Annotated in this window: 22 protein-coding genes; 14 read left to right on the forward strand and 8 right to left on the reverse strand. The window is 70.7% G+C overall.

The genetic code is table 11. The features are described 5' to 3' along the window. Window positions 1–8: 8 nt before the first annotated feature. A complete protein-coding gene (locus ACFHWY_RS10660) occupies window positions 9–302 on the reverse strand; it encodes a ferredoxin (RefSeq protein ID WP_416579973.1) in 294 nt (97 codons plus the stop codon). 178 nt (window positions 303–480) lie between these two features. Here ACFHWY_RS10660 and arc point away from each other — a divergent pair, with 178 nt between their 5' ends. The 6 genes from arc to prcA all read left to right on the forward strand — a co-directional run bounded on the left by arc (window position 481) and on the right by prcA (window position 6,431). Next, entirely contained in the window at window positions 481–2,262 is a 1,782-nt protein-coding gene (gene arc, locus ACFHWY_RS10665; protein ID WP_416579974.1) for a proteasome ATPase, read from the forward strand. 199 nt (window positions 2,263–2,461) lie between these two features. Then, entirely contained in the window at window positions 2,462–3,985 is a 1,524-nt protein-coding gene (dop, locus tag ACFHWY_RS10670; RefSeq protein ID WP_416579975.1) for a depupylase/deamidase Dop, read from the forward strand. A gap of 255 nt (window positions 3,986–4,240) precedes the next feature. Then, window positions 4,241–4,456 (forward strand): ubiquitin-like protein Pup, encoded by a 216-nt coding sequence (locus ACFHWY_RS10675; protein ID WP_092380345.1) that lies wholly within the window; start codon window positions 4,241–4,243, stop codon window positions 4,454–4,456. 52 nt (window positions 4,457–4,508) lie between these two features. Beyond that, a complete protein-coding gene (locus ACFHWY_RS10680) occupies window positions 4,509–4,775 on the forward strand; it encodes an endonuclease VII domain-containing protein (protein WP_416580137.1) in 267 nt (88 codons plus the stop codon). Further along, entirely contained in the window at window positions 4,694–5,533 is an 840-nt protein-coding gene (gene prcB / locus ACFHWY_RS10685) for a proteasome subunit beta (protein WP_416579976.1), read from the forward strand. The genes ACFHWY_RS10680 and prcB overlap by 82 nt, the downstream gene beginning before the upstream one ends. A 64-nt stretch (window positions 5,534–5,597) precedes the next feature. After that, window positions 5,598–6,431 (forward strand): proteasome subunit alpha, encoded by an 834-nt coding sequence (gene prcA, locus ACFHWY_RS10690; protein WP_416579977.1) that lies wholly within the window; start codon window positions 5,598–5,600, stop codon window positions 6,429–6,431. A 21-nt stretch (window positions 6,432–6,452) separates the two neighbouring features. Here the strand turns inward: prcA and ACFHWY_RS10695 are convergent, their stop codons facing one another. Genes ACFHWY_RS10695 through rfbB form a run of 6 tightly spaced genes read right to left on the reverse strand, consistent with a single transcriptional unit; the run spans window position 6,453 to window position 11,738 of the window. Beyond that, the gene (locus tag ACFHWY_RS10695) at window positions 6,453–7,481 is read right to left on the reverse strand and encodes a glycosyltransferase family 2 protein (RefSeq protein ID WP_416579978.1); all 1,029 of its coding nucleotides are present in this window, start codon (window positions 7,479–7,481) and stop codon (window positions 6,453–6,455) included. After that, window positions 7,481–8,782 (reverse strand): lipopolysaccharide biosynthesis protein, encoded by a 1,302-nt coding sequence (locus ACFHWY_RS10700; RefSeq protein ID WP_416579979.1) that lies wholly within the window; start codon window positions 8,780–8,782, stop codon window positions 7,481–7,483. Before ACFHWY_RS10700 ends, ACFHWY_RS10695 begins: the two co-directional genes overlap by 1 nt. Then, window positions 8,779–9,480, reverse strand: coding sequence for a glycosyltransferase family 2 protein (locus tag ACFHWY_RS10705; protein ID WP_416579980.1), 702 nt, complete (start codon window positions 9,478–9,480; stop codon window positions 8,779–8,781). The genes ACFHWY_RS10700 and ACFHWY_RS10705 overlap by 4 nt, the downstream gene beginning before the upstream one ends. After that, a complete protein-coding gene (locus tag ACFHWY_RS10710; protein ID WP_416579981.1) occupies window positions 9,473–9,862 on the reverse strand; it encodes a DUF2304 domain-containing protein in 390 nt (129 codons plus the stop codon). Before ACFHWY_RS10710 ends, ACFHWY_RS10705 begins: the two co-directional genes overlap by 8 nt. Continuing rightward, complete coding sequence (gene rfbD / locus ACFHWY_RS10715) at window positions 9,859–10,743, reverse strand: dTDP-4-dehydrorhamnose reductase (protein WP_416579982.1); 885 nt, start codon at window positions 10,741–10,743, stop codon at window positions 9,859–9,861. The genes ACFHWY_RS10710 and rfbD overlap by 4 nt, the downstream gene beginning before the upstream one ends. Next, a complete protein-coding gene (rfbB, locus tag ACFHWY_RS10720; RefSeq protein WP_416579983.1) occupies window positions 10,740–11,738 on the reverse strand; it encodes a dTDP-glucose 4,6-dehydratase in 999 nt (332 codons plus the stop codon). Before rfbB ends, rfbD begins: the two co-directional genes overlap by 4 nt. A gap of 85 nt (window positions 11,739–11,823) precedes the next feature. Here rfbB and rfbA point away from each other — a divergent pair, with 85 nt between their 5' ends. From rfbA to ACFHWY_RS10740, 4 genes are all read left to right on the forward strand, one after another. Beyond that, on the forward strand, window positions 11,824–12,735 hold the full coding sequence (rfbA, locus tag ACFHWY_RS10725; protein ID WP_416579984.1) for a glucose-1-phosphate thymidylyltransferase RfbA: 912 nt from the start codon (window positions 11,824–11,826) through the stop codon (window positions 12,733–12,735). After that, complete coding sequence (locus ACFHWY_RS10730) at window positions 12,732–13,334, forward strand: dTDP-4-dehydrorhamnose 3,5-epimerase family protein (RefSeq protein ID WP_416579985.1); 603 nt, start codon at window positions 12,732–12,734, stop codon at window positions 13,332–13,334. Before rfbA ends, ACFHWY_RS10730 begins: the two co-directional genes overlap by 4 nt. A 71-nt stretch (window positions 13,335–13,405) precedes the next feature. Beyond that, window positions 13,406–14,764, forward strand: a complete 1,359-nt coding sequence (gene pafA, locus ACFHWY_RS10735) for a Pup--protein ligase (protein ID WP_416579986.1) — start codon at window positions 13,406–13,408, stop codon at window positions 14,762–14,764. A 90-nt stretch (window positions 14,765–14,854) separates the two neighbouring features. Next, window positions 14,855–15,040: a hypothetical protein gene (locus ACFHWY_RS10740; RefSeq protein WP_416579987.1), complete on the forward strand. Its 186-nt coding sequence runs from the start codon at window positions 14,855–14,857 to the stop codon at window positions 15,038–15,040. Window positions 15,041–15,082: 42 nt separating this feature from the next. On the opposite strand, the gene ACFHWY_RS10745 is transcribed toward ACFHWY_RS10740, so the two are convergent. Then, window positions 15,083–16,168 carry a DUF3866 family protein gene (locus tag ACFHWY_RS10745; protein ID WP_416579988.1) on the reverse strand — a complete coding sequence of 362 codons (1,086 nt, stop codon included), beginning with the start codon at window positions 16,166–16,168 and terminating at the stop codon, window positions 15,083–15,085. Between the two features lie 204 nt (window positions 16,169–16,372). Between ACFHWY_RS10745 and ACFHWY_RS10750 the strand changes: the two genes are divergently transcribed. From ACFHWY_RS10750 to tatA, 4 genes are all read left to right on the forward strand, one after another. After that, the gene (locus tag ACFHWY_RS10750; protein ID WP_416579989.1) at window positions 16,373–17,365 is read left to right on the forward strand and encodes a helix-turn-helix transcriptional regulator; all 993 of its coding nucleotides are present in this window, start codon (window positions 16,373–16,375) and stop codon (window positions 17,363–17,365) included. A 26-nt stretch (window positions 17,366–17,391) separates the two neighbouring features. Continuing rightward, complete coding sequence (locus ACFHWY_RS10755) at window positions 17,392–18,390, forward strand: helix-turn-helix transcriptional regulator (RefSeq protein WP_416580138.1); 999 nt, start codon at window positions 17,392–17,394, stop codon at window positions 18,388–18,390. A gap of 10 nt (window positions 18,391–18,400) precedes the next feature. Continuing rightward, the gene (locus tag ACFHWY_RS10760) at window positions 18,401–18,649 is read left to right on the forward strand and encodes a hypothetical protein (protein WP_416579990.1); all 249 of its coding nucleotides are present in this window, start codon (window positions 18,401–18,403) and stop codon (window positions 18,647–18,649) included. Between the two features lie 219 nt (window positions 18,650–18,868). Then, entirely contained in the window at window positions 18,869–19,156 is a 288-nt protein-coding gene (gene tatA / locus ACFHWY_RS10765) for a Sec-independent protein translocase subunit TatA (protein WP_416579991.1), read from the forward strand. The last annotated feature ends 13 nt before the right edge of the window (window positions 19,157–19,169 follow it).

Consider the following 19,169-nt stretch of genomic DNA (forward strand, 5'->3'; position numbering starts at 1 on the left):
GGTGCGGGTCAGTCCTCGGCTTCCGGCCCGGCCACCTCCACGCCGTCGCTGCCGCGTACGACGTGGATGCACTCGCCGGGGCACTCCTTCGCCGAGTCGATCACCTCCAGGCGGAGGTGCCCGGGTACGTCCGCCCGGGCGCCGTGGGCCTGACGGAGCTCGCCGTCGGCGCCCTTGACGTACGCCAGTCCGTCGACGTCGAACTCGAAGACCTCCGGCGCGTACTGCACACACAGCCCGTCGCCCGTGCAGAGTTCCTGGTCCACCCAGACCTGCAACTGGTCGGTCGCGACCTCAGCCACTGGCGCACCCCCCATATTCTCCCGTCCCACCCCCCGACGGTACCCGAATGCCGGTACCCGCCCGGCTGCCCACCCTTGGCGATCAAGCTTCTGTGACGGGCGCGTTGCGGAGGACCGAATCGGGCTCATAGCGGCTAGTGTTAGGTCAGAACGTTCAAGCCCCCCGGGGAGGTGGGACGTGGCACGCAGCGACGACGCGGATTCGCGCGCCGCACGGTGGGAGAAGGAGGCCCACGATCTCTCCACGCAGGTTGCGTTCCTCCAAGAGGAACTCGCCCTGGTGCGGCGCAAGTTGACCGAGAGCCCCCGACACGTCCGGCAGCTCGAAGAGCGGCTGGCCGCCACCCAGGCGCAGTTGGCGCGGCTGACCGAAAACAACGAACGGCTCGTGAGTACCCTGAAGGAAGCTCGCGCGCAGATCGTCACGCTCAAGGAGGAGATCGACCGACTAGCCCAGCCCCCGAGTGGCTACGGTGTCTTCCTGGCCCGCCACGAGGACGGCACGGTCGACGTCTTCACCGGCGGGCGCAAGTTGCGCGTGGCCGTCTCGCCCTCGCTCGATGTGGGTGAGTTGCAGCGCGGCCAGGAGGTCCTGCTCAACGACGCGCTCAACATCGTCGACGCGTTCGGCTACGAGCGGGTCGGCGAGGTGGTCATGCTCAAGGAGATTCTCGCGGGTCCCGAGGGCGCACCGGGCGACCGGGCGCTGGTGGTCTCGCACTCCGACGAGGAACGTATCGTTCATCTGGCCGAGACCCTGATCGGCAGCCCGATCCGGGCCGGCGACTCGCTCATGATCGAACCGCGGTCGGCGTACGCGTACGAGCGGATTCCCAAGAGCGAGGTCGAGGAACTCGTGCTGGAGGAGGTGCCGGACGTCGACTACACCGACATCGGTGGCCTGCACTCCCAGATCGAGCAGATCCGGGATGCGGTGGAGTTGCCGTTCCTGCACGCCGACCTGTTCCGGGAGCACCAACTGCGTCCGCCGAAGGGCATCCTGCTCTACGGCCCGCCGGGCTGCGGCAAGACGCTGATCGCCAAGGCGGTCGCCAACTCGCTGGCGAAGAAGATCGCTGAGCGGCAGGGCAAGGAGAGGCACACCAGCTTCTTCCTCAACATCAAGGGTCCTGAGCTGCTCAACAAGTATGTCGGCGAGACCGAGCGGCACATTCGGTTGATCTTTCAGCGGGCTCGGGAGAAGGCCGGCGAAGGTACCCCCGTCATCGTCTTCTTCGACGAGATGGACTCGGTCTTCCGCACCCGCGGCTCCGGTGTCTCCTCCGACGTGGAGAACACCATCGTCCCGCAGTTGCTCAGCGAGATCGACGGTGTGGAGGGGCTGGAGAACGTCATCGTGATCGGCGCCTCCAACCGGGAGGACATGATCGACCCGGCCATCCTGCGTCCGGGCCGACTCGACGTGAAGATCAAGATTGAGCGTCCGGACGCCGAGGCGGCCAAGGACATCTTCTCCAAGTACATCCTCGCCGGGCTGCCCCTGCACCCCGACGACCTGGCCGAACACGGCAGTGACGCCGAGGCCACCGTCGCCGCGATGATCGACGCGGTGGTCCTGCGGATGTACTCCGAGACCGAGGAGAACCGCTTCTTGGAGGTCACCTACGCCAACGGTGACAAGGAGGTCCTCTACTTCAAGGACTTCAACTCCGGCGCGATGATCCAGAACATAGTCGACCGCGGCAAGAAGATGGCCATCAAGGAGTTCCTCACCTCCGGCCGCAAGGGTCTGCGCCTGCAGCACCTGCTCGACGCATGCGTCGACGAGTTCCGGGAGAACGAGGACCTGCCCAACACCACCAACCCGGACGACTGGGCCCGCATCTCCGGCAAGAAGGGCGAACGGATCGTGTACATCCGCACGCTCGTCTCCGGCGGCAAGGGCGCCGAGGCCGGGCGCTCCATCGAAACCGCCAGCAACACCGGCCAGTACCTCTGACCGAACGCCGCGGGGCCCGGGACGCCAGGGCGTCCCGGGCCCCGCGCGCGGTCACCGTCGAGCCGGTGCCCGCCGTCGAGCCGGTTCCCGGCCGGCGCGACGCGGTACGCCGAGCCCACCGGCATGCCCCCGGTGGCCCGGGCGCGGACTACGCTCGACATGACGGGGGACCGGTCGGGCGAACGAAGCGGGTAGGTCGATGAGCGTAAGACGGATCATGGGCACCGAGGTCGAGTACGGCATCTCCGTGCCCGGCCAGGCCGGGGCCAACCCGATGGTCACCTCCTCACAGGTGGTGAACGCCTACGGCGCCCGCCCCGAACTGAACCGGGGCGGCCGGGCCCGCTGGGACTACGAGGAGGAGTCACCGCTGCGCGACGCGCGGGGCTTCACCTACTCCGGCGCCGCGTACGACCCCGCCGAGGCGCTCGCCGACGAGGATCTCGGGCTGGCGAACGTGATTCTCACCAACGGGGCGCGGCTGTACGTCGACCACGCCCACCCGGAGTACTCGACCCCTGAGGTGACCAGCCCGCGCGACGTGGTCCGCTGGGACAAGGCGGGCGAGCGGGTGATGGCGGAGGCGTCGCGGCGGGCCGCCTCGATCCCCGGCGCGGCACCTATCCACCTGTACAAGAACAACACCGACAACAAGGGCGCCAGCTACGGTGCCCACGAGAACTACCTGATGCGTCGGCAGACGCCGTTCGCCGACATCGTCGCGTACCTGACCCCCTTCTTCGTCACCCGGCAGATCGTCTGTGGTGCCGGCCGTGTCGGCATCGGCCAGGACGGCGGTCAGAGCGGCTTCCAGATCTCCCAGCGTGCCGACTTCTTCGAGGTCGAGGTCGGTCTCGAGACGACGCTCAAGCGGCCGATCATTAACACCCGCGACGAACCGCACGCCGACGCGGACAAGTACCGGCGGCTGCACGTCATCATCGGCGACGCCAATCTCTCGGAGATCTCCACCTATCTGAAGGTGGGCACGACGGCGCTGATCCTCACCATGATCGAGGAGAAGGCGCTCGGGCCCGACCTCGGCATCGCCGACCCGGTGGGCGAGCTACGCGCGGTGAGCCACGATCCGTCCCTGTCCCACCTGATGCGGCTGCGCGACGGTCGCCGGCTGACGGCCATGGACGTGCAGTGGGCATACCTGGAGCGGGTACGCGAGTTTGTCGACGACCGGTACGGCAGCGACGTCGACGAGCAGACTGCCGATGTGCTGGACCGGTGGGAGGACGTGCTGGACCGGCTGGGGCGTGACGTGATGCTCTGCGCCGACGATTTGGACTGGGTGGCCAAACTTCGGGTGTTGGAGGGCTACCGGGAACGCGAGAAGTTGGGCTGGGGCTCGCACAAGCTTCAGCTGGTCGACCTGCAGTACTCCGATGTACGCCCGGAGAAGGGCCTCTACCACCGGTTGGTCTCCCGTGGGTCGATGAAGACGCTGCTGACTGACGAGCAGAGCCGGACGGCGATGACGGAGCCGCCGGAGGACACCCGGGCCTACTTCCGGGGCCGTTGCCTCGCGCAGTACGCCTCGGAGGTGGTCGCCGCCAGTTGGGATTCGGTCATTTTCGATATCGGCCGGGAGTCGCTGGTGCGGGTGCCGATGATGGAGCCGGAGCGGGGCACCAAACGGCACGTCGGGGCGTTGTTCGACCGCTGCGCCAGCGCCAAGGACCTGTTGGAGACCCTGACCAGCGGCTCGGCGTGACCGGGGTGGACGGTGCGGTGTGGGCGTGCTCGACGGGCGTTGCGGCGGTGCGTTCGTGCACGTTGCCGCGGGCGGCCGCGGTACGGCCGGCGGCCTGTCGAGTTGGACCGTCCGTGCTGTCGGGCTCCGGCGTCGACGGTGCGGGCGGTCGTCCGATCGCCGGCCGGGCGGGGCGCACCGGTGCCGGCGCGCGGCCGGCGTTTCGTCGGTCCCGCGAGGTAGGTTCATCGCAGGGAGATCGTGGAGGAGGCAACAGTGGCCACTCGTGACAGCGGCGGTCAGTCGCAGTCGGGCAAGTCCCGTCAGGGCGAAGAGGTCGAGGATGTGACCGTCGAGGCGAACCCTGAGGTCGCCGAGCGGCACGCCGAGATCACTGAGGACGTCGACGACCTGCTGGACGAGATCGACTCCGTCCTCGAGGAGAACGCCGAGGAGTTCGTGAGAGGATACGTGCAGAAAGGTGGAGAATAGGTCGTATGCCTGATTCCCCGGTCACGGCATTGGGCAGCGGGAGTTCGACGAACTGCTCGCGGCGCAGTGCGGAGCCTGCGCGGTCTGTGGTGACCCCAATCCGGAACATCTGGACCACGATCATCGCACCGGGTGGGTGCGCGGGATACTCTGCTTCAACTGCAACGGTGGTCTTGGCCAGTTCCGCGACAGTCCAACGAGGCTGGCCAGGGCCATCACGTACCTGAGAGGAACCACGTGGCAGTGGGTTTTGATCCATCCGGGCGTCTTCCAGATGTGTTCACCAACGCGGGGACGTCCTCCTTCACGACATTTCTGAGCAGGGTCGCCCCCGAGATGCTGCCCGGTCGCCGGGCGCTGCCCCCCGGCATGGCCGCCGATCTGGCTCCGCACGCCACCACCATCGTGGCCATCTCCGCGGCCGGTGGCGTGGTGATGGCCGGTGACCGTCGGGCCACCATGGGCAACCTCATCGCCCAGCGGGACATCGAGAAGGTGCATCCGGCTGACGCGTACTCGCTGGTCGGCATCGCCGGGGCCGCCGGCATCGGCATCGAGCTGATGCGGCTGTTCCAGGTGGAGTTGGAGCACTACGAGAAGATCGAGGGCGCGATGCTCTCCCTGGACGGCAAGGCGAACCGGCTCGCGTCAATGATCCGGGGCAACCTCGGCGCGGCCATGCAGGGCCTGGCCGTGATCCCGCTCTTCGCCGGGTTCGACCTGGCCGCCAAGGATCCGGCCCTGGCCGGTCGGATCTTCAGCTTCGACGTCACCGGCGGCCCCTACGGTGAGACGGGGTACGACGCGATCGGATCGGGCTCGCTGTTCGCCAAGTCGGCGTTGAAGAAGCGGTACCGGACCGGACTCTCCGTCGACGACGCGACGCGGCTGGCCGTGGAGGCACTCTACGACGCCGCCGACGACGACACCGCGACCGGCGGCCCCGACCTGACCCGGCGGATCTACCCGGTGGTGATGGCCGCGACGGCGGAGGGAACGCACCGGCTGACCGACGCGGAGACGTCGGCGATCGCCGAGAGCGTGGTCGCCGGCCGGATGGAGAACCCGGGCGGCTGAGTCGCCCCATCACCCGCAGCTGACCGCAGTTCCCCAGTACCGCGCCCGAAGGAGAGCCGCCGCCGTGGCCATGCAGTTCTACGCCTCGCCCGAACAGATCATGCGCGACCGTTCCGAGTTGGCTCGCAAGGGCATCGCCCGGGGACGCAGCGCGGTGGTCCTGAGCTACACCGGCGGGGTGCTCTTCGTTGCCGAGAATCTCTCCAGCACCCTGCACAAGGTCAGCGAGATCTACGACCGGATCGGGTTCGCGGCGGTGGGCCGCTACAACGAGTTCGAGAACCTGCGCCGTGCCGGCGTGCGGATGGCCGACCTGAACGGCCTGAGCTACGACCGCCGTGACGTGACCGGTCTTGCCCTGGCCAACTCGTACGCACAGATCCTCGGTGCGATCTTCACCGAGCAGTCCAAGCCGTTCGAGGTGGAGCTCTGCGTGGCCGAGGTCGGTGCCACACCGGAGGAGGACTCGCTGTACCGCAACACCTACGACGGGTCGGTCACCGACGAGCCGGGGCAGATGGCGATGGGTGGCCAGGCCGAGGCGATCTCCGGGGTGCTCAAGTCGAACCACCGCCCGGACATGTCGCTCGGCGACGCGGTGCGGGTGGCGGTGCAGGCGCTGGGCAGTGTCGGCGGTGAGGGTGGCGCGGCCCGGACGATCGCCGCCCACCAGTTGGAGGTCGCGGTCCTGGACCGCGGCCGGGTGGGACGCACCTTCCGGCGGATCACCGGGGCGGCGTTGACGGCGTTGCTCGACGGTGGCTCGGCCGGCGAGGCCCAGGCCGACGGGGATCGGGCGCAAACCCCGACCACCCCGACCGAGGAGGGGCACAAGCCGACCAGCTCGGCCGGGTCCGCCGACCTCGAAGACAAGTCGGGCCAGAAGCCCGAGGCGTGACCTCGGAGGGACGAGTGTGGGTCAGCGTTGGCGGAGCAGAGGTCTCGCCAGCGCCCACCAGGCGGCCGCGACGGCGTTGAAGACGCCGATCCCGGGTGGTGTGTCGACGTTCGACGGAGCCACCCGGGCGGTCATCAGAGGGGCGACGACGCCGTCGTCGACGGTGCGTTCAGCCTGCAACCGTCGACGGCGGGCGCGTACCCAGTCGCGGTGGCACCACAGCCAGACCCAGCCGCGGGCCTTCTGCCGTCCCCAGCCGCCGGCCAGCGCGGCGGCGAGCATGGCGGCCTCGGTGAGCAGCAGCATCGGCGCCAGCAGCGCCAGGGTGCGGCCCTGGTAGGCGGTGAGCAGAGTGAGCAGCCGGTTACGTTCGACCAGGTAGAGCTTTCGGTCGTTGCGGGAGAACTCGTAGTGGTGACGGACCACGGCGTCGGGCACATACTCCAGCCGTAGGCCGCGCTGCCACAGCCGAAGGCTGAGTTCGGTGTCCTCGTGATAGGCGAAGTACTCGGCCGCGAAGCCGCCCAGCTCCGCCCAGCGGCGGCGGTCGATGACGAAACAGCAGCCGCTCAGCGACGGCACCACGGTACGGCGGGCGTGGGCGCTCGCCGGTTCACCGTTGCCGCCGGCCCAGGACAGGCCGGTGAAGTGCAGCGGGTTGCCGGAGGTGTTGATCAGTTCGGGGTCCTGGGCGAGCCGGATGGAGGCCATCGCGGCGCCGACGCCCGGCTCGGCGGCCACCGCGACGACCTTGGCGAGGGCATCGGGGGCCACGATCGCGTCGGAGTTGACGAAGGCGAGCCAGTCGCCGGTGGCGTCGGCGGCGCCGATGTTGCAGCCGCCGGAATAGCCGGTGTTCTGCTCCGGGCGGATCACCCGTACGCCAGACAGGTCCTTGACCACGTCGACGCCGTCGCCGGTGCAGCCGTTGTCGACCAGCACCAGTTCGATGTCGACGCCGTCGCTGGCCAGCACGGCGTGGGCGGTGTCGACCAGCCACGGTTCGGCACCGTAGGCGAGCATCACCGCGGTCACCTGGGGTGGGGTCATCAGGGCCCTCCGGTGGTGGTCGCGGGCACGCGGGTGGCGGCCGGTCCGGCGGGGCCCGTCCGACGTCGCCGAGCCAGCGGGGCGACCATGACGGCGGCGGCCACCAGGGAACCCACGGTGTAGGCGAGTTCGACGCGCAGCGTCACGGGCAGCGGGGCGAGGGTCGCGGCGGAAAGTGCGGCGATGCCGACGGTCCACGCCACCGCCTGGACGTGGTGGCGGTCGCGGGCCAGCAGTGCCTGGCCGAGGACCATCGCCCACAGGTACGCCAGGGTGGCCAGGGACAGCCAGGCGAAGTCGCCGTGGCCGAGGACGTCGGGGGCGTCGAAGAGGACCGTGACGAGCCACGGGCCGAGTAGCACGGCGAGTACGCCGCCGACGGTGCCCAGTGCGGTGACGACCGCCAGGGACCTGCGCAGCAGGTGGCCGAAGGCCGTTTCGTCGCCGACGGCGGCGGCTGCGGAGAGACCGGGCAGCAGGGCGGCCTGCATCGAGCCGAAGACGAACAGCGGAATGCGGGCCAGCACCAGCGCGGAGAGCAGCGCACCGGCGGTTGCCACGTCGGACGGTTCGAGCAGCCGTGCGTTGATCACGCCGACGTTGACCACGACCTGGGCGAGCAGGCTTGAGGCGATGAGCAGCGCCAGCCCGCGCAGCAGTGGCGCCCAGGGCGCGGCCGGACCTGTGCCGGTCGCCCGGACCACCGGTGCGGCGGTCAGCGCGACGGCGACCAGCGGTGCGATGGCCAGCACCAGCGCGTACGCCACAGGTGAGTCGACGCCGGCCGCGGCGAGCGCGGCGACGAGCGTCATGCGGAGGCCGCCGTCGAGGCCGAGTTGGGTGCCGTAGCAGCGGAAGCGCCGCAGCCCCGAGAGCACCCCACGGGTGGTGTGTGCCACAGCCATGGCGGCAAGCGCGCCCGCGAGGGCCGCCACCATGGTGCGGTCGCCGTCGAAGAGCCGGTCGGCGAGGATACCGGCGGTGCTGGTGACGAGCAGGAGCAGCAGGCCGAGCAGGGCCGCGGTGACGGCGGCGCCCCGGGCCAGCACCGGTCCGGGCGGGTGCCCGCTGACCCGGCGGGCCGCGACGAGCCGGGCCACCTCCTGTTCGACGGGGAAGAACACGCCGATGCCGAGGGTGAAGGCCACCGACCACAGCACCGACAGCGACGAGTAGCCGGCGGCGTCGAGGTGGTGTCCGGCCAGGGCGAGGTGGACGTACGAGGCCAGCCCGACCAGGGCCAGTCCGGTACCGACCGGAAGGGTGCCGGGGGGAAAGAGGCGCAGCAGGCGACGTATCACCGGCGGATGAGGGCCAGGGTGAGCACCGCCACAGCCCGGCCGAGGTAGATCATCGCCTTGGTGGGGGAGTGGCTGGGGGCGCCCGCCAACCGGCGGCGCATCGCGACCGGGACCTGTTCGATCCGGTAGCCGCGGCGGGCGGCGTGCACCAGCGTCTCGACGGTGTCGCCGAGGTACTCGGCGGGGTACCAGCGGGCGAACATGCCGATCATCCGGCGGTTGGCGGCGCGGAATCCGGACGTGGTGTCGGTCAGCGTGGTGCCGGTCAGACCGGAGAGCACCGTCGACAGGATGCCCATCGCCCAGCGGCGCGGGCCGCTCACGGTGTACTCGCCCTCGCCGGCGAAGCGCGCCCCGATGACGAGGTCGTGGTCGTCCAGCAGGTCGATCAGCTTCGGCACGTAGCGGGGGTCGTGCTGCCCGTCGGCGTCGATCTGCACGGCGATGTCGTAGTCGTGCGCGTGCGCGTAGCGGTAACCGAGCCGCATCGCGCCACCGACACCGAGGTTGTACGGCAGCCGGGCGACCCTGGCTCCGGCGGCGGCCGCGACGGCGGCGGTGTGGTCGGTGGAGCCGTCGTCGACGACCAGCACGTCCGCACCGGGCAGTTCGCCCCGGATCTCGCCGACGACCTGGCCGATGCAGCCGGCCTCGTTGAGGGCCGGAACAATGATCAGAAGTTGGGTGCCGTCAGCCATCGGGGGACACCGTCGTCGCCCGGTCGGCGAGCGCGGCCCGGTCTGTCCGCTCCGCTTCGACGTCGGCCCGCAGCAGGGCGAACTCCTCGGCCAGCGTGCGGGTCTCCTCTTCCAGCGTGCTGACCTCCCAGCTGAGGTGGATGCAGACCAACAGGAGGAAGACGATGCCGAGGAAGAGCACGAGACTGACGCCGGAGGCCACACCGAGGGTGTTCGCCACGCCGTCGAGCAGCCGGGGGAACAGCGACAGCGGGATCACCACGAACAGCAGCCCGAGCCAGAGCATGCCGTACTTCTCCCGTAACTGCCGGCGACGCAGCAACTCGACGATCGTGGCCAGCAGTACCAGGCCGGTCAGGCCGGTGACGAGCGTGAGCTTCATGTGATCCGCCACGGGGAGGGTGGACCTTCGGGTGAGCATGCGGCGACCAGGGCGGCGTGCCAGTCCGGCATGGGCGGTAGCCCCGCCTCGGCCCATCGGTCGTGCCCCAATACGCTGTACGCCGGCCTGGCGGCGGTTCGCCGGAACCGGGCGCTGCTGGTGGGTCTGACCCGTTCCGGGTCGAGTCCGTGCAGCGCGAGCACCGCGCGGGCCAGGCCGTACCAGGTGGTCTCGCCGGCGCAGGTGCCGTGGTAGACGCCGGGGGCGGCCCGCCCGGCCAGAGCCGCCTCGGCGAGCGCGACCAGTTGGCGGGCCAGCGCGCCGGACCAGGTGGGTTGCCCGCGCTGGTCGTCGACCACGTCGAGGGTTTCGCGCTGGTCGGCCAGGCGCAGCATGGTGCTGACGAAGTTGTGGCCGTGGGCGCCGTAGAGCCACGCGGTGCGCACCACGTACCCGGCGTCGGGTAGCAGCCGGGTCACGGCCCGTTCCCCGGTGAGCTTGCTCCGGCCGTACGCGTTGACCGGGGAGGTCGGTGCGTCCTCGCGGTAGGGCACGGTGGCGTCGCCGGGGAGGACGTAGTCGGTGGAGATCTGCAGCAGCCGGGTGCCGTGCCTGGCGCAGGCGGTGGCGAGGTGGCCGACGGCGGCGCCGTTGACGGTGGTGGCGGCCGGCTCGTCCTGCTCGGCGGCGTCGACGTCGGTCCACGCCGCGGCGTTGACCACGATGTCGTGCCCGACGACGGCGTCGTGCGCGGCGGCGGCGTCGGTGATGTCGAGTTCGTTTCGGGTGGCGGCCGTCACCTTGTGTTCCGGTTGGTTGGCGAGCAGGCCGACGAGGTCCCGTCCGAGCATCCCGCCGGCCCCGGTCACCAGGACCCTCATCGGGCCGCCGTCCTCAGGGGCTCCCACCAGGCGCGGTTGTCGCGGTACCAGTCGACCGTCTCGCTGAGGCCGGCGTTGAGGGTGATGCTCGGGGCGTACCCCAACTCCTTGTTGATCTTGGAGATGTCGAGGGAGTAGCGACGGTCGTGGCCCTTGCGGTCGGGCACTGGTACGACCCGGTCCCATCCGGCGTCGCAGGCGTCGAGGAGCCGGCCGGTGAGTTCGGTGTTGGTGAGTTCGGTGCCGCCGCCGATGTGGTAGACCTCGCCGGCGCGGCCCTTCATCTGCACGAGAGCGATACCGCGGCAGTGGTCGTGGACGTGGAGCCAGTCGCGGATGTTGCCGCCGTCGCCGTAGAGGGGGACGGTGTGCCCGTCGAGGAGGTTGGTGACGAACAGCGGGATGAGTTTCTCTGGGTACTGGTAGGGGCCGTAGTTGTTGGAGCAGCGGGTCACGACGACGTCCAGGCCGTGGGTGCGGTGGTAGGCCAGGGCGAGCAGGTCGGAGCCGGCCTTGGACGCCGAGTAGGGGGAGTTGGGGGTCAGTGGCCAGTCTTCGGTCCAGGAGCCGGTGTCGATGGAGCCGTAGACCTCGTCGGTGGAGACATGCACGAATCGGGTGACGCGGTGGTGCAGGGCGGCGTCGAGCAGGGCTTGGGTGCCCAGCACGTTGGTGGTGACGAAGGGCGCGGCGCCGCTGATGGACCGGTCGACGTGGGACTCGGCGGCGAAGTGCACGATCACGTCCTGTCCGGCGACGGCGTCGTGGACGGTGCCGTGGTCGCGGATGTCGCCTTGGAGGAACCGTAGTCGTGGGTCGTCGCGGACCGGGTCGAGGTTGCTCAGGTTCCCGGAGTAGGTGAGCGCGTCGAGCACCGTCACCGTGGCGGGTTCCAGCGCCGGTACCCCCTCGGCGCTGCCGCCAGGTGCGCCGAGCAGCATACGGACGTACTCCGAACCGATGAACCCGGCTCCGCCGGTGACCAGGATCCTCACGGATCCGAAAGTCTACGCGTAAAGTCCACCGCCGCGGTGCAGACGACGCGCGGCGGTGTTGTCGGATACCGGTACCCTCCCCGGGGTGCGTGGAATCTTGCTTGCCGGTGGCACCGGATCCCGGCTGTGGCCCATCACCCGGGCGGTGTCGAAGCAGCTGATGCCGGTCTTCGACAAGCCGATGATCTACTATCCGCTCTCCACCCTGGTGATGGCCGGGGTTCGCGATATCCTGGTGATCACCACGCCGGAGGAGCAGCACCAGTTCCGGCGCCTGCTCGGCGACGGCACCCAGTACGGGCTCCGGCTGGCGTATGTCGCCCAGCCCCGGCCGGAGGGTATCGCCCAGGCGTTCGTGCTCGGCGCGGACTTCATCGGCGACGAGGCGGTGGCGCTGATCCTGGGGGACAACATCTTCCACGGGGTGGGCCTGGGGCAGCAGCTGGCCGCGTCGGGCGACCCGACCGGCGGGCGAATCTTCGCCTATCCGGTGGCCAACCCGCAGGACTACGGCGTGGTGCACTTCGACCCCGACGGCCGGGTGCTGTCGATCGAGGAGAAGCCAAGACAGCCGAAGTCCCGGTACGCCGTGCCCGGCCTGTACTTTTACGACAACCGGGTGGTCGAGATCGCCCGGGCGCTGAGGCCCAGCGCCCGGGGCGAGTTGGAGATAACCGCGGTGAACGAGGCGTACCGTGGCCGTGACGAACTGTCGGTCACCGTGCTGGATCGGGGGACCGCCTGGCTGGACACCGGCACGTTCACCTCGCTGATGCAGGCCGCCGAGTTCGTCCGGGTGATCGAGGAGCGGCAGGGCATGAAGATCGGCTGCGTCGAGGAGGTGGCCTGGCGGGCCGGGCTGATCGACGACACGCAGCTGCGCCTCCTCGCTGAGCCACTGGCCAAGAGCGGCTACGGCGACTACCTGCTCGACCTGCTCGCCGGTGGGCGCGAGGAGTTGGCCGGCGAGCTCGGCGGGCCGGGGGTCGACCGGTGAAACTGCGACCGCTGAGCATCGAGGGCGCCTGGGAGGTCACCCCGCAGCAGCACGGTGACCCGCGCGGGCTGTTTCTGGAGTGGTACCGCTTCGACCGGCTGGCCGAGGCGGTCGGGCATCCGCTGCGGCTGGCCCAGGGCAACCTCTCCGTCTCGGCCCGCGACGTCGTGCGCGGCGTCCACTTCGCCGACGTACCACCGGGACAGGCGAAGTACGTCACCTGCGTCCGCGGCGCGGTCCTCGACGTGGTGGTCGACCTGCGGGCCGGCTCGCCCACCTTCGGCCGGTGGGAGGGCGTACGCCTGGACGAGGTGGAGCGGCGGGCGGTCTACCTCGCCGAAGGGCTCGGGCACGGTTTCTGCGCGTTGACCGACGACGCCGTCCTCACCTATCTCTGCTCGACGACCTACAACCCGGCGGCCGAGCACACGGTGCACCCGCTGGACGAGGAGTTGGGCATCGGTTGGCCGACCGGCTCGCCGCAGCTGTCCGCCCGCGACGCCGCCGCGCCGAGCCTGGCTCAGGTCCGCAGGGCGGGGCTGCTGCCCGAGTACGACCGGTGCCAGGAGCACGCCTCGGGGCTCCGCGCCGTGCCGTGATCCGGTACGCCCGACACGGTCACGTGCCGCGACAGTGACGAACAGGGCCCCGGTACGGCTAATGTCTCATCATGGAGCGGCGAATCTTCGGTCTGGAGACTGAGTACGGCGTCACCTGCACGTATCGCGGGCAGCGGCGGCTGTCCCCTGACGAGGTGGCCCGGTACCTCTTCCGCCGGGTGGTGTCCTGGGGTAGGTCGAGCAACGTCTTTCTGCGCAACGGCGCACGGCTGTACCTGGACGTCGGCTCGCATCCCGAGTACGCCACCCCCGAGTGCGACTCTGTCGTCGACCTGGTCGCTCACGACCGGGCCGGCGAGCGGATCCTGGAAGGGCTGCTCATCGACGCGGAGAAACGGCTGCACGACGAGGGGATCGCCGGCGAGATCTACCTGTTCAAGAACAACACCGACTCGGCCGGTAACTCCTACGGCTGCCACGAGAACTATCTGGTGTCCCGGCACGGCGAGTTCGGCCGGCTCGCCGACGTTCTGATCCCGTTCCTCGTCACCCGGCAGTTGATCTGCGGCGCGGGCAAGGTGTTGCAGACGCCGCGCGGCGCGGTCTACTGCCTGTCCCAGCGGGCCGAGCACATCTGGGAGGGGGTCTCCTCGGCCACCACCCGCAGCCGCCCGATCATCAACACCCGGGACGAGCCGCACGCCGACGCGGAGCGCTACCGCCGGCTGCACGTCATCGTCGGTGACTCCAACATGAACGAGGTCACCACGCTGCTCAAGGTCGGCACGGCCGACATCGTGCTGCGGATGATCGAGGCGGGGGTGGTGATGCGCGACCTGACCCTGGAGAACCCGATCCGGGCCATCCGGGAGGTGTCGCACGACATCACCGGCCGGCGGAAGGTGCGGCTGGCCTCGGGTAAGGAGGTCAGTGCCCTGGACATCCAGCAGGAGTACCTCACCAAGGCGATCGAGTTCGTCGAGCGGCGTGGCGGCGACCAGACCGCCAAGCGGGTGGTCGAGCTGTGGGGCCGGGTGTTGCGCGCGGTGGAGACCGGCGACCTGGAGCCGGTGTCCCGGGAGATCGACTGGGTGACCAAGCTGCGGTTGATCGAGCGCTACCAGCGCAAGCACGACCTGCCGCTGTCCCACCCCCGGGTGGCGCAGATGGATCTGGCCTATCACGACGTGCGCCGGGGCCGCGGGCTGTACGCGCTGCTGGAACGGCGGGGGGACGTGGATCGGGTGGCCACCGACCCGGAGATCTTCGAGGCCAAGGAGACGCCGCCGCAGACCACCCGGGCCCGGCTGCGCGGGGAGTTCATCCGGCACGCCCAGGAGAAGCGGCGGGACTTCACCGTCGACTGGGTGCACCTGAAGCTCAACGACCAGGCGCAGCGCACCGTGCTGTGCAAGGACCCGTTCCGGGCGTACGACGAGCGGGTGGAGCGGCTGATCGCCAGCATGTGAGCCGAGGGCGTGGGTCGGGTCGCGAGGTAGGTCGCGCTTCGCCCACGCCCTGCCCGCTCGGCGTCGGCGGGCCGGGTAGGCTGGCCCGTCGTGATTCCTCCCGAACCTCCCGGCCAGGGTGCCGATCGACAGGGCTGGCTCGAACGCCGCCGCGAGAAGGTCCGCGCCGAGGTCGAACGCAACCGGCGTGGCGAGTACACCGTCCCCACCTGGGTGTTGGCGCTGGTGCTGGCGCTGATCGTCGGCGCCTGGCTCGCGCTTGTCGTTTTCGCGTAAGCCTGGTCGCTCCGGTCTGTCCCGCGAGCCGACTCGCGTCGGTCACTGCCGCGCGAGTTGGCCGGCATGCCGGCCGGCAGCGGCGGCGGCCAGAAAGTAGGCGTGGTCGGCGTCCAGCCCGCGGCCCATCGTCGACAGCGGGACCGGACTGCGACGCAGCGCCTCGTCGAGTCCCGTGGTGTCCACCCGCAGCACGCGGTGCCGCGCGGCGAGTGGCGCCAGTGCGGTCTCGACCTCGGTGGCCAGTGCCGGCTCCAGGCCGTCGGGCACCACCAGCTCCGCGCTGGCCAGCGCCACCCGGCCGTACGCGGTGAGGCTGTGGTGCGAAACGCCACGGTGCCGGGGCCGTGGATCGGCAGCGGAGATCCGCAGCGAGCCGATCGGCTGGCCGCCCAGCGTGGCGACGGCGTTCACCGCTTCGCCGACGGCCACACCGGAGAAGCCCCAAGGGGTACCGGTGCCGAGGTTACCGGGCCCCTGGGCCACCACCGCCACGTCGGCACCGAGCACGTGTCGGGCGGCGAGCAACCCGCTGTACAGCGTGGACGCCTCCAGGTCGCCGCCGAAGGTCTGCCCGACGCTGATCGTGCCCACCAGTTCGTCGCGCAGCCCGGCGAGGGTGCGGGAGAACCAGGCGGGCAGCGCCCCGCCGTCGGTGAGTAGGTAGGCCACCCGGGCGGGCGGTGCGTCGGCGCGGACACCGGCCAGGATCGCCGGCAGCGCGGAGTGCAGGTCGGCGGTGACCACCGGTAGCCCGGCCAGGTCCGTCGCGTCGGCCAGCGTCTCGTGGTGCGGCGAGGCCTCCTCGTCGACGCCGAGCAGGATCGGCTGCAGCGGGGTGTAGCGGGCCTTCACCAGGTGGCCCGCGTCGCGTGAGTCGATCGCCTCGGGCGGGTCCGGCGGGAGCCGGTCGGGCAACGCCACGACCAGGGCGTACCCGCCGGTGCCCAGACCCATCAGCAGCGCGCCGGCATTGAGTAGCACCCGGTCGCCGACCTCGGGGTAGCCGACCAGGGCCGGGTAGGCGAGCGCCCGCATCATGTCGCCGGCCACCTCGACGTCCAGCTCGACCGCCCCGGTCCAGCCGCGCCGCAGCGCCGTCACCGTTCCTGCCCGCCACCGCACCATGCCCCGCACGCTAGCGCCCGGCGAGCCGCCCCGCGGACGGCGGGGTGCGCGCCGATCGTGGGTGTACCTGGCGCAGCTGTTGGGAAGGCGCCGCTGTCCGGAAGGGCCCGTGCTCTACCTCAGGCGTTAGGAAGGGTCCCTTGCCCGCCGACGGCGCGGTGCGCGGGTGCGTGTCCAAGCTGGGGGGCTGCTAGCGTCTACGGGGTGTCGCGCAGCCGCACCGAACGCCTGGTCAACCTGGTGATCTGCCTCCTGTCTACGCGGCGGTTCCTGACCGCCGCGCAGATTGCCGCGACCGTGCCCGGTTACGAGCACGAGCCGGACGAGGCCCGTGAGCACGAGGCTTTCCAGCGCAAGTTCGAACGGGACAAGGCCGAGCTGCGTGAGCTGGGCGTACCGCTGGAGACCGGGACGGCGAGCGCGTTCGACGCGGAGCCCGGGTACCGGATCGCCCGTCGCGAGTACGCGTTGCCCGACATCCCCCTCAAGCCTGACGAGGCCGCTGCGGTCGGCATCGCCGCCCGGCTCTGGCAGCACGCCGGCCTGGCCGCCGCCGCGTCATCCGGGTTGGCCAAGCTGCGCGCCGCCGGCGTCGACGTTGATCCACAGGCCACCCTGGGGCTGGAACCGATGGTCACGGTCGACCCGGCGTTCGCCCCGCTGGCCGCCGCCGCACGGGACCGGCGCGAGGTTCGCTTCGACTACCGGGTGCCCGACCGCGACGCGCCCGACCGCCGTCGGCTGCAACCGTGGGGCGTCGTCTGCTGGCGTGGCCGGTGGTACGTCGTCGGCCACGACCTGGAGCGCGACGCCACCCGATGTTTCCGGCTGTCCCGAGTGGTCGGCACGGTCCGGGCCGCCGGCGAGCCGGCGGCGTACCAGCCGCCGGCCGGGGTCGATCTGATCAGCCACGTGGCGCGTTGGTCGGGCCCGATCGAGCGTCCCGGCCGGGCGACCGTGCTGGTCAGCCCGGGACGAGCCGTCGGGTTGCGCCGTTGGGCGGTGGAGGTCGTCGCCGGGGCGGCGGCCGACCGGCTGGTCCTGCCGTACGCCGAGGCGGAGTCCCTCGCCGGACATCTGGTCGGCTACGGCCCCGACGTGTGTGTCCTTGATCCGCCGGAGGTCCGCGAGGCGGTCATCCAGCGGCTCAAGGAGATCGCCGCCCGGCACGACACGGCAGTGGCGGTGACCCGGTGAGTGCGAGTGGGGGCCTGCGGCCGGTGGTGCGGGGCGGGTCGCGCACGTCCGCTGACCGGCTGGCCCGGCTGCTGAATCTGGTGCCCTACCTGCTCGCCCGGCCGGGCATCGAGATCGCTGAGGCGGCCGGCGACCTGGGCGTCACCGAGCGGCAGCTGCGGGAGGATCTGGAGCTGCTGTGGGTGTGCGGCCTGCCGGGGTACGGGCCGGGTGATCTGATCGACATGGCCTTCGACGGCGACCGGGTGACCATCACCTACGACGCCGGCATCGACCGGCCGCTGCGGCTCACTCCGGATGAGGCGCTCGCGCTGGTAGTGGCGCTGCGGATGCTGGCCGAGACACCCGGGGTGGCCAACCGGGAGGCCGTCGAGCGGGCCCTAGCCAAGATCGAGGACGCGGCCGGTGATCTGGTCGCCGCGCCGGTGGAGGTTCGGCTGCCCGGCGACGCGGGACGGGTGGCGCAGTTGCGTGCCGCGGTGGAGGGTGGACGCGCGCTGCGGATCACCTACTACACCGCCGCCCGGGACGAGACCACCGAGCGGGTCATCGACCCGCTGCGGGTACTGATGGTCGGTGGCCGGTCATATGTGGAGGCGTGGTGTCGGCGGGCCGAAGCGGTGCGGCTGTTCCGGGCCGACCGGATCGACGCTGTCGCCGAACTGGCTGAGCCCGCTGTGGTGCCGCCGCAGGCCCGCCCGCAGGACCTGAGCGAGGGGGCGTTCCGGGCGTCACCCGACCTGCCGTTGATCACGTTGCGGATCGGCCGGGGCGAACGGTGGATCACCGAGTACTACCCGTGTGAACGGGTCGAGTCCGACGGCGAGCGGTGGGTGGTCTCGATGCGGGTCACCGACCTCGGCTGGGCCCGCCGGTTCGTGCTCGGTCTGGGTCCGGACGTCGCCGTCGTCGCTCCCATGGAGTTGGCCGAGCAGGTCCGTGACACGGCGGTGGCGGCCCTGGAGGCGTACGCGACTCCGACGCCGGTCGGCGTCGACCCGGCGGTGGCGGGCGGCAGGCAGTAGGCTGGCGGCCGTGCTGAAGTGGATCGTGCTCGCGCTGGTGCTGGTGCCGTTGGTGGTGCTCGCTCTGACCGTGCGGCCCGTGCTGGCGCGGCTGCCCGAGCTGCGTCGGGCGGTGGTGAAGTTGCAGCGACGTGCCGACGAGGCGGCGTCGCTGGGCGTGGCGGCGGAGAGCCTTGAGCAGCGTGCCGAGGGGTTGCAGAGTCGGCTGGAGACCACCCGGCAGCGGCTCGTCCTGATCCGGTCGCGTCGCGGCGACTGAGCGCCGCGCGAGGCTGGTCGCCTCGTGCGCTCTTTTGCGCGTTGCGGCCCGATTTTGCGCAGTATCATTCAGCTGCCCGGTTGACGGGACACTCACGGTTGGTCGAGACTTCACCCGTCGGACCAACCACCACCTCCCGGGCGGGTGGCAACAGCCTTCGACGCACGTACGATGGGCTGCGGCATCACCCCCATCGAAACAGAGCGACTGGAGCTTCACATGGGTGCCCTCAGGCCCTGGCACATCGCCGTACTCGTGGTCGTGCTGATCCTGCTCTTCGGCGCGAAGCGGCTCCCCGACGCCGCCCGTTCCCTCGGCCGTTCCCTGCGAATCATCAAGGCCGAGACCAAGAGCCTTGCCGACGACGACCGCGACCTTGCCGGCAAGGCCGACGCGCAGGCCGGCTACCAGCCGTACCCGTCGCAGCAGGCGCCGCAGCAGCAGCCGTACCAGGGCACCGTGCAGCAGCCGGTCGGCGACCCGGTGCAGCGCGTCCGCGAGAACTGATCGGCGGGGCCGG

The sequence above is a fragment of the Micromonospora sp. LOL_024 genome (assembly GCF_048060415.1).
Lineage (GTDB): Bacteria > Actinomycetota > Actinomycetes > Mycobacteriales > Micromonosporaceae > Micromonospora.

Excerpts from the sequence above, each read along its gene's own strand:
- dop (WP_416579975.1), top strand. The coding sequence starts at position 2,462 with ATGAGCGTAAGACGGATCATGGGCACCGAGGTCGAGTACGGCATCTCC.
- ACFHWY_RS10695 (WP_416579978.1), bottom strand. The coding sequence starts at position 7,481 with ATGACCCCACCCCAGGTGACCGCGGTGATGCTCGCCTACGGTGCCGAA.
- ACFHWY_RS10705 (WP_416579980.1), bottom strand. The coding sequence starts at position 9,480 with ATGGCTGACGGCACCCAACTTCTGATCATTGTTCCGGCCCTCAACGAG.
- ACFHWY_RS10710 (WP_416579981.1), bottom strand. The coding sequence starts at position 9,862 with ATGAAGCTCACGCTCGTCACCGGCCTGACCGGCCTGGTACTGCTGGCC.
- rfbD (WP_416579982.1), bottom strand. The coding sequence starts at position 10,743 with ATGAGGGTCCTGGTGACCGGGGCCGGCGGGATGCTCGGACGGGACCTC.
- pafA (WP_416579986.1), top strand. The coding sequence starts at position 13,406 with ATGGAGCGGCGAATCTTCGGTCTGGAGACTGAGTACGGCGTCACCTGC.
- ACFHWY_RS10745 (WP_416579988.1), bottom strand. The coding sequence starts at position 16,168 with ATGGTGCGGTGGCGGGCAGGAACGGTGACGGCGCTGCGGCGCGGCTGG.
- tatA (WP_416579991.1), top strand. The coding sequence starts at position 18,869 with ATGGGTGCCCTCAGGCCCTGGCACATCGCCGTACTCGTGGTCGTGCTG.